The sequence below is a fragment of the Rhodococcus sp. MurmanLake-1 genome, from assembly GCF_056945715.1.
On record NZ_JBWZNF010000003.1, the window covers coordinates 52,792 to 64,733 of the forward strand.

An 11,942-nucleotide genomic window follows, 5' to 3' on the forward strand; every position below is an offset into this window, starting at 1 on the left:
ATTGTGGGGGCGGGATCCGTTCGGATCCCGCCCCCACAATGCCTTCTACCTGAAGTTGTTGCGTTACTTGGACTTACGAGGTCCCGGCATAACCGCCCCCGGACGAGCGGTAGTCAACCTCGTGACCCAACCGCTGACGGGCCACTTCTTCAGGCCGACGTTGTGCGGGGTGACCTCGGTTCCGACGTACTTGGCAGCGAGCTCGTCGTCGACGGTTCCGTTGAACCGCCACAGTTGGCTTCCGTCGGCATTGCGAGTGGACACCTCCCATGACTGAGCGCGGAATGCACCACGAATGATGCTGTCGGCAAACACCAGAACGGGGATTCCGATCTCGGCACGAACAGCTGCACCGGCAGACCACTCGGCGCGCGCGAGTTCGTAGATCTCTTCCGGCGTTGCTCCCGGACGAGCGGAGGCCGGCACGTGGAGGACGATGCTCGGCGTCGGGAGTTCCGGCGCGGGATCGGCCGAGTAGCGCAACGCGAGTTCCTCGACGCGGGTCGCACGGGCGTCCTTGTCCGATGTATCGCCCGCGAGGTTGGTCAGGCCGTCTCCCGCATCGGTGATTCGCAAGGCTTCCACGATGCCGCGGACGACCTCGTCGGCAGTGGCGGCCGAATCCGTGGCGGCAGCGACCGAGCGGAGAAGAACGAAGTGCTCCACCGCCGAACCCGCGTCGTAGATTTCACGGATGCGGGCGATCTTGGCTGCTGTCACAGCAGCATTCGACTCGGCTGGGCCGTCCGCTCCTTCGAGATTCGCAAGTTCACCGAGCGCTTCGAATACCGGCGCGAACACTTGATTTCCCGTGCCGTGCCCGACATGGAACACCTGATCGTTGCGCGGGTCACGCAGGGCAAAGACGTACTGCCCCAATCTCTTCCCAACCTTTTCGGTGAACGGCTGCGGAGCCGGCTTCCTGACGACGACCTCGGTGGACAGAGTGCGCATCACGGCCAGACGGAGTGCGTCGGGCACGCTGGTGGAACCGGCAGCACCGGAAAAGATTGCCGCCGAAGCAGCGCTGATCGAGGTGAACGTGCGGCCGACTTGCTTCTCGAGAGATGCAGAGACCGTACCGACCGCAGTCAGTTTTGCATCGAGGGTGCCGTCACCCTCGACAAGGAACTCCTTGATCAACGGAGCAACGAGCAGGGTGGAGCCGATAGCGCGAGGAACTGTCCAGACAATAGCCATGCCACGAGCCTAGGCGATCACCTCGAGACGCGAGGCGAACGCGACTCAGCCCGCCGCTGCCGGCCCGGCCAGTCCCTGCACAAGAAGGTTCCAGGCCGAGTGCGCAACTTCTTTCCGCGAGCTCTCGGCAGTCCGTTCCATGATCGCGGCGAACATGGCGATCGCCAGGATCACGTCCTCAGCAGTCACGGACTCTCGTATCTTCCCAGTTCGACGCGCCTCGTCGAGGCGCCCTTCGAGGAGATCGGTCAAACGGGCGCCGGCCGAATTCAGTCGCGAGTCGCCGAAGGAGACCGGCTTGATGACCTCCACGAACACGATGGAGGTAGTGATCTGGTCGACCAACAAACGAAAAAGATCGTCGAGAGTCGAATCCGGATCAGCCGCCAGATCTTGCAGCTCGACGATGTTCTCGTCGAACACCGCGAGTGCGAGGCTTTCGCGAGTGGGAAAGTGCCGGTAGAGGCTGCCCTGGCCGACGCCGGCCGTGCGGGCGATCAGGCTGAGCGGAGCAGCAAATCCCTGGGTGGCGAACACCTCGCGAGCTGCTGAGATGAGCGCCGCACGATTGCGCGCCGCATCTCTCGGCCCTCTGTTGAGAGATCCGCTATTGACGCGGCCAGACGATGTCACGCACACTACGATACCAACCGGACAGCATTGTCCGGTTGGTTGCGGCCCGACACCGGTTCACACCCCGACCCGATCGTCGCGAGCGCTCGAACGCGCGCCTGCCCTCCGTGCTGCCTGTCCTTGAGGTACGTCTGCCCGTGAGATACGAAAGGCAATCCCGCACCGGGAGTTGGACTCGATGAAATCGTTCACGACCATCAGAACCAGATCTGCCATCGCGCTCGTCACCTTGATCACCGTCCTTCCCGTGTGCGTCGCTTCTGCTGAGCCCGCCACTGCCCCGGGCTCGATCCACGAGAACCCGGGTGTCGCTTCCAACGCTGCAAGCCGCGCCGAATGCGGCCCGGGCTCGATGCCCGAGACCGGGTTGCAGGGTGATGTTCCGGCCGAGGACCGAAACAGCGGACGCAGCCGAGACGGGTACAGCTGCAACATGTCTCAGATCGGCGTTTACTCGGGTCGCGGCGGCGGGATCACGTCCACCAACTTCGAACACTGCTCGTACGTCGGCAGCTTCTTCCCCGGGAACCTCCTGGGCCCCGCGCAGGGCGTGCAAGTTCTCGACGTGTCGGATCCTGCCAATCCTGCTCTCACCGCCACGCTGACCGAACCTGCGATGCTGGCCGGAACGTGGGAGAGTCTCAAGGTCAACACCGCGCGAAAGCTGCTGGTGGGCACGGGCGTTCCGCTCTTGACCGGCGTCGGTCTGATGTCGGTCTACGACATCTCCGATTGCGCGCACCCGAAACTGCTCAACCCAGGACCAGGAACCGATCTGGGGATGCTGCTGCCGATCACCAATCACGAGGGTGGATTTTCACCGGACGGGAACACCTACTGGTCTTCCGGCACCGCTCCCGGCGTGGTGAGCGCCGTCGATCTCACCGATCCCGCCAACCCGCGTGTCGTCTGGCAGGACCTCATCGGGTTGTCGACCCACGGCTTCGGAATCACTCCAGACGGAAATCGCATGTACTTGTCGAACAATCTCGGCGGAATACATGTTCTCGACATCAGTGAGGTTCAGCGCCGCGTCCCGAATCCTCGGGTGCGCCAACTGTCCCAGCTCTCGTGGACCGACGGTTGGGCCACCCAACACAGCATTCCGGTCACCTACGACGGTTCGCCGTACCTGTTCACCGTCGACGAAGGTGGTTCCGGCGGAGTCAAATTGATCGACGTCTCCAATGACGACGAACCGGCGGTCGTCAATTCGGTGAAGCTCGAGATCAATCTGCCGGAGAATCAAGATGCTGCGCTGGCGTCTGCTGCCGGCGGATCGCTGTTCGCGTACGAATCTCACTACTGTTCGGCCGATCGCCCGGTCGACCCGACGGCGCTGGCATGCGGATGGATCTCGAGCGGGATTCGGGTCTTCGATGTTCGAGATCCCTTCGACGTCCACGAAATTGCGTACTTCAACCCACCCGCTCGGACCGGCGACAATCTCCAACTCGCCAACTCGCCGCACGCTCTCGCCTCGCTCATCGGGGTACCCATTCTCAGCACGCCGGCAATCGCGCAGTCGATCGCGCAGGGCCAGTTCGACCCCGGCCAAGCGCTGAGTTCGCGATCGGGCATGGTCGTTCTCGGCGACATCTCGACCGATTGGTGCTTCTCCCCACCCGAATGGCGCGGTACCACGTTGTGGGCGACGTGCGCCGACAACGGCTTTGTTGCCATGCAACTCGAAAACGGTGTCTACACACCACCCGCTGACCAGAAGACGACCGTGGGATCATGACGGCGCCGCGATCGGTCAAAGCCGTCGCACTCGTGGCTGCGGCACTGATGCTGCTCGTACTCGGCGCAGCATTACGTCCGCTGTTCGCACCCGAGAACCACACGCAGACAGCTGTTCTGAGCGAAACCGAAATCGGATTCGTGCATGACATGGCGGCCCACCATCAACAGGCCCTCTTCATTCTCGCGCGTCTGAGCCCCGATGTGGACCCGGCGGTTACGAGACTGGCCCAGCAGATCGACGATGTTCAGAGAACGGAAATCGGTGTCATGCTCGGTTGGCTGAGGTTGGCCGGTGTCCCGCCGAGCAGTAGAACGCCGATGGCGTGGATGGAGGCGTCACCGAGCGGCGCTGGCGACTCTCATCATCACCCGGCAACGCCGGAAACAGAGGCCGACGCCATGCCGGGTATGGCTACGACGGAAGAACTCGAGAAACTGAGCGCCGCTCGCGGGCTCGACGCCGAGGTTCTGTTCCTGCAACTGATGGAACGCCACCACCGTGGCGGGATCGCCATGGCACAGGTGGCCGATACCCTGTTCGAGAGCGGGCCGGTGAAACAGTCCGCCCGCGACATGATCAACACGCAGAGTCAGGAATCCGGGCTGATGACACTGATGCTCGGACAACGTGGGGCGCAACCACTGCACTGACCCGCATGTGCACTGACTACCATGGGTGTCGACCTGTGAACTACAGAAGGAATCGACACTTCAATGACCCTGCTCGTTCGCGGAATCGAATGGTCGAACCCGACAGCACCGCGGATCCGATGCGTCGACGACACCACTTCCGCTACGACCTTCTACACTCACGACTCGGTTCTGCGATTCTCCGTCGACGAGGCGAAGGGCCGCCGTTGCCTCGGGTGGCGAGATCTCACCGCCGAAGGTCCGGGACACTCGCCGTGTGACCGCGGGGCCACGGTCGTTACCGGGCGCCAGTGCGATCGATGCCGAAATCGTGAGGGATTCACCACCGTTCATCAGGCACATGTCAGCGGCGCGCACATTCATCCGAACGTGCGCACCTATCTCACGCAACCACAATGGCTCTACATCGACATCTTCGCCGGCGGTCAGATGAAGGTGGGGACGGCGGCCGAGTTCCGCAAGCATCCGCGAGTCGCCGAACAGGGAGCGGTCTGCGCATTGTTCGTAGCGCGGTCGACGGACGGTTACAGCATTCGTTCCCTCGAAGCCCGAGTTTCGGAGCACTTGCACTTGAGCCAGGCCATACGTACGTCTCGGAAGATCGAAGCGCTGACAGGACCCTTGGATCGCGAGAAACTGCGAAAGTCGTTGCACCACTTCGTATCGTCGATCAAAGACGAGCTGAATGACATCGGATCGGACATCGACGGAATCGAGATCCTGGAGGCTCCCGAAGAATGGACGGCGCCGGCGTGCGCCGACGTTGTCTTCGATGCGGCACCGTTGATCGCGTATCCGCACACTTTCGAGTCCGGGGAACATTCCTTGCACTTGGAGGGCCTTGCCGGTTCGATCGCCTCGCTGCGGATCGACCCCGATCCTGAATCGCCACGCTTCGTCGCGGATGTGTCCGGACTGGTCGGTCGAACCATCACCGTCGGCGAGTTCGAGTCCCCTGGCGTGGCGATTCAGGAATCGTTGTTCTGAAAGTAGGTCAGCAACTTCCCGCGGTCGCTGCGGCGAATCCGCGAGTGACCTCAGCCTGCTCGTCGGCAGACAAGCTCGACCATTCGGGATAAGCCTGGATGGAGGTCAGCATGTCGTTTGCCAATGATTCACGCGTCATGCCCATTTCCTCGCCCGACTCGTCAATTGCCGGCTGGTATGCGTCGAGGTACCGGAGAACGTCGGAGCACGCCTGCGCGTAGGTCCGTGGCAGTGCCGAACTCACATTCGGGTCCGACGGGACCTCAGCCGGGACGCTCGAGTCGACCGACGGTGCCTCGGTAGTCGATTCCGACGATGTCGCCGGAGCCTCGGATGACGTCGTCGGTGACGCAGTGGTGGTCGCCGAAACGGAGGAAGTGAGTGTTCCGACCTCGGTCGGCTTGTCTCCGTCAGAACCGCAGGCAACCAGCGCCACCAGCGAGCAGGCACCGATGAACCCGGTGATCGTTTTCTTCATCCTTCAAGGATGCCAGAGGGCGTCTGGCGCTCGAACGGACCGGCATCGTCGACCGGCGAGAATCGTCCGGGCAGCCTGTCGATTCCGAGCGCCTCGTCGGCCCGCCTACAGGATTGGACCATATGCCCCGTCTGCGAACCCATGCTACGGTGACTTAACTGTAAAGTAACTATGGGTGGGATTGTCCGGTCTGCCGCGTTCATCCGGAACGCTCTGATCGGAAATAGTTCGTCTTTAAGGGGCTGGAACGAGTGGGACTTTTTCGTCGACGAGGCTCCCGGGAGGAAGACGACGATCGCGGGCAGAACCTCGATCGCAGCGACCCCGGGTATGCCGCCTGGTTCGCGAACGTCTCCGACGCGGGCGGTCAGCCGGTTCCGTACAAGCGGCCGCTTACCGCGCCGGTGTATCCGCAACTTCAGACGCCGGTGCCGGACTTCGAGACGGATACGAGATGGCCGCTCAGCGCACCCCCCGGGGACGGCTGGCTGCCCGCAGACCGCATCGACGAATTCGAGTCGTCGAATGGCCGCTCATCTGCACCGAACGGAACGAGCCCACAAATCTCACAAGCTGAACAGTTGCCGCCCAGCCCACTCCCGACACCGCAACCAACGATTCCACCTCGAAATGTACCGATGACTTCATCACCGAAGCATCACCTGGAGTCGCCCCGCGCGACTCTGCCCTACCAAGGAGAAGCAATGAGCAACATCGACAAGATCCTCGGCGAACTGATGCGCATCGACGGTGCCAGCGGTGCAGCCGTAGTCGACGCCGACAGCGGGATGGTTCTCGGTATGAGCGGCAACCCGTCATTCAGCCTCGAGTACGCCGGCGCCGGCAACTCCGAGGTTGTGCGAGCAAAGCTCCGCACGATGAGTAACTTGGGGATTACCGACACCCTCGAAGACATTCTGATCACCCTGAGTAACCAGTACCACCTCATTCGCGTCCTCGAGACGCCCGGACTGTCAACGCTGTTCGTGTACCTGGTTTTGGACCGCGCGCGTGCGAACCTGGCACTGGCCCGCCACAAGCTGGGCGAACAGACACCCAAGATCGAAATCTGACGCTTCCACTCCCTTCCCGACAATGCCCGGTCCTCGCCAACGGTGAGGACCGGGCATTGTTCGTTCCGCACCGTCGATTGGTGAACGTCGCGCCGGCACCGATACTGGGACAGTGACTATCGCGGATACTCCTTGCGTGTGGTTGACCACCCTTCGAAGCGACGGCTCGCCGCACACGACCCCGGTCTGGTTCTTACTGCGTCAGAACACATTCTGGATACCGAGCGCCGAGCAGAATCGGAAGGTCCGGAACCTGCTGGACGATCCTCGGGTCTCGTTGGCAGTCGACGGATCCTCTCACGACCCGTGGGTCGCACAGGGGTCCGGGACAATTCATCACAACGTCGGCGAGTTCGGCGATCTCCTGAAACTTTTCGGCGAGAAGTACGACGGCTGGGATGCCGCAGACGAAACTCGTGAAGGTCCGCGAGTTCTCGTGTCGGTTCCGGTGACGCGATGGCTACTTCGACCGGACTGACAGACAGTGCCGGTTCAGCCCGAAATGTCGTGAATGACATACTTGTAGTTCATCTCTCGCAGAAATGGACTCTCCCACATGGCACGCACGGCACATCACAGGCGCGGCATCACCGGCGTCACCATCGGCATTGCTGCCGTGATCGTGCTGGGAGGTTGCGCCAATTCCAACGCCGACGCACCCGAAACATCTTCTCTCGGTTCGGGAATCGGATCCGGCGTCACGACGACGGTATCAGCCGGAACTTCGGCTCCGTCGTCCGCCGCAATTGAAATGCTGGCACAGATCCCCATCAAGGGACGCGCACCCAAGACCGGATACGACCGTGCACTGTTCGGTACCGCCTGGACCGACGACGTCACCGTCGAGTTCGGCCACAACGGCTGCGATACCCGAAACGACATCCTGCGGCGCGACCTCACCGACCTGACATTCAAAGACGGCTCCAAAAGCTGCTCGGTCCAAACCGGTACGCTCCGTGACCCGTACACGAACAAGACCGTCGCCTTCACCCGCGGCCAGGACACGTCTTCTGCAGTCCAGATCGACCATGTTGTCGCACTCTCGGACGCCTGGCAGAAGGGCGCGCAGCAGCTCGACACGCAAACGCGAACCAATCTGGCCAACGACCCTCGAAACCTGCGCGCTGTCGACGGGCCCACCAACCAGAAGAAGTCGGATTCCGACGCGGCGTCGTGGCTGCCGCCCAACAAGGCATACCGCTGCCAGTACGTGACTGCTCAAGTGGAAGTGAAAGCGGCATACGGTTTGTGGGTTACCCAAGCCGAACACGACACCATCGCAGACATTCTCGCGACCTGCTGAACTCTTGCGGTGATCAGCGACATTTGATCAGAGGACTCTGATCAGCGACCTTTGATCAGATACCGCACAATCGCCATCCCGAGCGCGAGGCCCAACACGGTGGCCAGCGCTGCAACCAGACCGTGGCCGGTCAGTGCGACGAACACACCGGTTATGACTGCGACGACGGCAATGATCCCCGCGTCCACTCTGCTTTGACCACGTTCAGGCATGGCACTCTCTCGTGCTGTCAGGTCCGTCCGCTCCCCTCGTAGCGGACGGACCCAGCGGCAATCTGTCGAAATGCGCGAACTCTGGTGGCCTCACCGGGCTGACTTTGCGGGCGGTCCTGCGAGGCCGGCACGTCCCCCGGAGCCAACTCACATCGGTTCACGAAGTCCGTACCTTCGCAGAATATACCGATTGGTAGGTAATTACTGAGGGCTAAAGTCCCTGGTCATGGACTCATGCGACGAGTGGTCGAAAACTCGAGACGAACGAGCGCATCCGCGAGCCGAGCGTTAAATCGAGATGGCAGAGGGCCGTGGTCACGTCCAGAGGTCCATCTCGACATAGAGCGGAGACGTCTAGGACCCGAAAAGCGATCCCAGATCCAACGATCCGACTGACGACACTCTCTTCCAATCAGCGCAATACGCGGTGGTGAAGCGAGAATCCGTCAAGAGAATGGTGACTGTCGCCGGTTCGAGGGTGCTTTCGAACTCGAGGACATTCAATTCACCGTCGCCGTCGACTTTTGCCCGACCGTATATGCACGGCATATCAGCTGATACGGGTCCAGACGTCGTGTAGGTTCCCGGCAACACCTCCCACGGCACGTCGAACAGCCCATGACCGGGAATCGTTCCCGGCGCTGCTGAGGCCGCAGACGTCCCGATCATTGCCACACCGACAGCTACTGCTGCAGCGGACGCGAGCAAACTAACCTTGCGCATTTTCCCTACCTTGTTCATACCTGAACCGCAGCGGCGAGTTCGAAGGCTTGTTGACGTAAGAACCCGCGGTTCGCGCAGTTCTTCAACTAACGGTAGTAAAAGGGCACGAGTTTTGGTGAGCTACCTTTTGTGGTTCTGGCCCGATTTCCGTGACGGAGACTCCCATTGAGAAAAATAGGGCACGCCGGCGTTGCGGCTCTCGGCATGGTTCGAACCTGTCATTCCAGTATTCGATCACACAACCGTATTCGAGCCGAAACGTCGACGCTCCCCTGCCGTTTGGGTGACTCAGCCTCCAAGTGAGCCCGTCGGCAGCTTCGAGAAGATGTCCCCGAGGCTTCCGGTTCCACCAGGAGTTTCCGGTTCCGTCGGATCCACCGGCTCGACGACGATGACGCCGGGCACAGTGACGGTCACGGTCTTGTCCGCAGATTCCGAAGAACTGAACTTCTTGGTACCCAAGAACTTTGCGGTGATGCGATGCTCGCCCTGGTCGCGGAACGGCCAGACCAGTTCTGCATGGCCATTGGAATCGACTGTGGCGCTACCGATCTTCGTCTCGCCGTCGAAGAACTCGACCGTGCCCTCACCCGGGTTCGGGTCGATACTCGCCGCAATCTTGACGTCTTCGCCCGTCAGTGCCTCCAGTGCGACAGCGACCGTCGTCTCGGTCTGGTTGGTCGCGAATACCTCGGTAGTCGAGAGGGCGCTGCGTCCCTCGCCCGAAGCAACACAATACCCAGCGGCATTGACCCACCGGGACTCACCGAAACTCATGCTCGTGTCTTTGATCTTGATACTCGGGCTCGTCGCCCCGGCGCGCAGGTGCGTCGTCGCGTTTCCCTCGTCGGACCGAGCTTCGAGTTTCAATTCGACTGCCGGCAAACGAAAGTCCGTGTTGGCCTTGACTTGCAGCCCTTCCTTTGGCTTGTTGTCGTTCGCGCTCGGACCGTCGTTGATTGTCTTGTTGCCGGTACCGGTAATTCGCAGGTACTCACCCGCCGGGTTCGCGTTTCCGTCTGCGCCCACCCGGAGCAGCACCGCAGTCTCGCCGGTCAAGTTCGACGACGAATCACCGACGAGGGAGTACGAAACCAGGGTTGCCCCTTGCGGTAGTGCGATGTCGTACTTGATACGACCGGTGTCCGAATCCGAACTACGCATGGTGCCCGGATGCAGTTTCACTGTGAACTGTTCGCTGGGACGCACGGACGTGGGCGCCGTGACCTCCAGGTTGTCGGAGAACGACGAATCCCAATCGGTGGCGCCGTCGACCCGGCACTTGTGTTCGAAGGAAACTGTTCGCGTCACGGTATCGGAAGCCGCTGCTACCGGAGCGGACACAGCGAGGAGTCCGGCCGCGACAGCTGGTACGACTGCGCAAACAGCCAGAGAACGGGAGTTCATATGTTGCCTTTCAAAAAGACTCGGTCATCGAGTGTTCGGTGAAGTAGGACCGTGATCACTTGCCACCGAGCGAACCTGTGGGCAGCTGCGGCAGAACGGACTCGAGGCTGCCGAGACCACCCGGATCGGTCGGGTCGGGATCGACCGGGCCTGTTGAATCACCGGTCACCGTGAGCATGTGTGCCGCCGACGTGTACTTCGCCTCGTCGCCGGTAGCTGTGAAGACTGCAGTCACGGACTTGGTACCCGCCTTACCGAAGGTCAGATCCAGGCGGGCAATACCGCGAACCACCGGCCGCGGGTCACCGACGGGCTTGCCGTCGACCATGAACTGTACTGTTCCCGTTGCGTTTTCCGGATCGACGTGAGAAGCAAAAGACACCTTGGTACCGGTAGCGGCCGTCGTCGGTCCTTCGAGCGTCGTCACGATGTCTGCTCCAGGCTCGGGATCAACAGGTCCGAGGTCTCCGTCGATTTTCGTGGATGCCAATGCGCCGGCACCGGCGTTGAGGGGACCCGTCTCACCGTCGCGAGGAGAACAGGATGTGGGCGCCCAGATGGTTCCCGCGAGCCAGTGACTTACCTGAGGGAGGAAGGTCAAAAACGACTCCGGCCCGCCGAAAGTACCTGCAGCACCCGAAGTCCGGACATTGGTTTCGACTGCGCCGGACGGCCCGGCCTTTACGGTGATTCTGATCTTCGGAAAGACGATGTTGGTCTCGGCTCCGGACTGAGCGTTGATCGCAAGCCCGCCGTGCGCACCCGACGACGATGACGGACTGTTGCCGATCGCTTCGTTTGCGCCGGACAACCGGAGTATCGGACCGTCCGCTGCGGGAGTGCCGTCTTCGTTGACACGAATCACCGAAGCAGGTTTCCCGGCAACAACATTGCCCGGATCGGTGACCGTCGCCGAGACGAACTCCGCGTTGGTCGGAATCGGCAGATCGATCTTCAGACGCGAGATCTTCTTGACACTGGCGCCGCTCACATCGTTCGGGATCTGGACGCTACCCGGATCCACGTCGATGTCGAAGACTTGACCTGGCGCCACGACCGAAGGAGCCGAAACTCGCACCGTAGCAGGCTTTCCGTCTGACGAAGGACCGGAAAACGCACTCGGAACTGCGCGGCACGTGACCTGAAACGTTGTCGACGTGGTTTCTGCAACGGGCGCCGCGGTCGCCGGAATCACGGCCACAGCGGTTCCACCGGCAAGGAGGCCGGTAAGGAGCGCAGCATTCAGTAGGCGTTTTGACATGATGTCCTCTCGGAACAACCTGATTGACGTTTGCCGCCGAACTGTAACGGAGCCAGCGCCCGAGTTGACCCGTTTTCAATAAACAAAAACCACACAGTAGGTAAATACTTGGCAAGGGTTACTGATCGTCACATCTGACCGTCACCGCGAGCCTTGCCCCTCTCGATCAATCTCGCGATTCGAGATTGACTGCGGGGAAACATAATTCGACAGAAATCCGCGCCGTAGTGAGAACTCTGTTCATACTCTACCCTTACGGGAGGGTAGA

Annotated in this window: 12 protein-coding genes and 1 pseudogene; 6 read left to right on the forward strand and 7 right to left on the reverse strand. The window is 61.3% G+C overall.

The features are described from left to right. Positions 1-63: 63 nt before the first annotated feature. Positions 64-1,200, reverse strand: coding sequence for a GIY-YIG nuclease family protein (locus AC2ETI_RS10275; RefSeq protein ID WP_070796294.1), 1,137 nt, complete (start codon positions 1,198-1,200; stop codon positions 64-66). Between the two features lie 45 nt (positions 1,201-1,245). Beyond that, entirely contained in the window at positions 1,246-1,833 is a 588-nt protein-coding gene (locus tag AC2ETI_RS10280; protein WP_225320295.1) for a TetR/AcrR family transcriptional regulator, read from the reverse strand. Between the two features lie 178 nt (positions 1,834-2,011). On the opposite strand from AC2ETI_RS10280, the gene AC2ETI_RS10285 reads away from it, so the two are divergent. The 3 genes from AC2ETI_RS10285 (at position 2,012) to AC2ETI_RS10295 (ending at position 5,217) form a co-directional block, all read left to right on the forward strand. Then, positions 2,012-3,577: an LVIVD repeat-containing protein gene (locus AC2ETI_RS10285; RefSeq protein WP_483633864.1), complete on the forward strand. Its 1,566-nt coding sequence runs from the start codon at positions 2,012-2,014 to the stop codon at positions 3,575-3,577. Next, positions 3,574-4,230 carry a DUF305 domain-containing protein gene (locus AC2ETI_RS10290; RefSeq protein ID WP_483633865.1) on the forward strand — a complete coding sequence of 219 codons (657 nt, stop codon included), beginning with the start codon at positions 3,574-3,576 and terminating at the stop codon, positions 4,228-4,230. The genes AC2ETI_RS10285 and AC2ETI_RS10290 overlap by 4 nt, the downstream gene beginning before the upstream one ends. A gap of 63 nt (positions 4,231-4,293) precedes the next feature. After that, positions 4,294-5,217, forward strand: coding sequence for a DUF2797 domain-containing protein (locus AC2ETI_RS10295; protein ID WP_483633866.1), 924 nt, complete (start codon positions 4,294-4,296; stop codon positions 5,215-5,217). Between the two features lie 7 nt (positions 5,218-5,224). Here AC2ETI_RS10295 and AC2ETI_RS10300 read toward each other — a convergent pair whose 3' ends face one another. After that, positions 5,225-5,695, reverse strand: a complete 471-nt coding sequence (locus AC2ETI_RS10300; RefSeq protein ID WP_020906455.1) for a hypothetical protein — start codon at positions 5,693-5,695, stop codon at positions 5,225-5,227. A gap of 704 nt (positions 5,696-6,399) precedes the next feature. On the opposite strand from AC2ETI_RS10300, the gene AC2ETI_RS10305 reads away from it, so the two are divergent. From AC2ETI_RS10305 to AC2ETI_RS10315, 3 genes and pseudogenes are all read left to right on the forward strand, one after another. Beyond that, on the forward strand, positions 6,400-6,768 hold the full coding sequence (locus AC2ETI_RS10305; RefSeq protein WP_020906454.1) for a roadblock/LC7 domain-containing protein: 369 nt from the start codon (positions 6,400-6,402) through the stop codon (positions 6,766-6,768). 112 nt (positions 6,769-6,880) lie between these two features. Further along, positions 6,881-7,246 carry a pyridoxamine 5'-phosphate oxidase family protein gene (locus tag AC2ETI_RS10310; RefSeq protein ID WP_269801276.1) on the forward strand — a complete coding sequence of 122 codons (366 nt, stop codon included), beginning with the start codon at positions 6,881-6,883 and terminating at the stop codon, positions 7,244-7,246. A gap of 78 nt (positions 7,247-7,324) precedes the next feature. Next, positions 7,325-8,068 (forward strand): annotated as a pseudogene (locus AC2ETI_RS10315) (HNH endonuclease family protein); the annotation flags it as partial. 44 nt (positions 8,069-8,112) lie between these two features. Here AC2ETI_RS10315 and AC2ETI_RS10320 read toward each other — a convergent pair. From AC2ETI_RS10320 to AC2ETI_RS10335, 4 genes are all read right to left on the reverse strand, one after another. After that, positions 8,113-8,283: a hypothetical protein gene (locus AC2ETI_RS10320; RefSeq protein ID WP_020906453.1), complete on the reverse strand. Its 171-nt coding sequence runs from the start codon at positions 8,281-8,283 to the stop codon at positions 8,113-8,115. 354 nt (positions 8,284-8,637) lie between these two features. Then, positions 8,638-9,006, reverse strand: coding sequence for an Rv1352/Rv1906c domain-containing protein (locus tag AC2ETI_RS10325; protein ID WP_029537646.1), 369 nt, complete (start codon positions 9,004-9,006; stop codon positions 8,638-8,640). A gap of 288 nt (positions 9,007-9,294) precedes the next feature. Next, on the reverse strand, positions 9,295-10,413 hold the full coding sequence (locus AC2ETI_RS10330) for an Ig-like domain-containing protein (protein ID WP_400822751.1): 1,119 nt from the start codon (positions 10,411-10,413) through the stop codon (positions 9,295-9,297). A gap of 55 nt (positions 10,414-10,468) precedes the next feature. Continuing rightward, the gene (locus tag AC2ETI_RS10335) at positions 10,469-11,674 is read right to left on the reverse strand and encodes an Ig-like domain-containing protein (protein ID WP_483633867.1); all 1,206 of its coding nucleotides are present in this window, start codon (positions 11,672-11,674) and stop codon (positions 10,469-10,471) included. Positions 11,675-11,942: the final 268 nt, after the last annotated feature.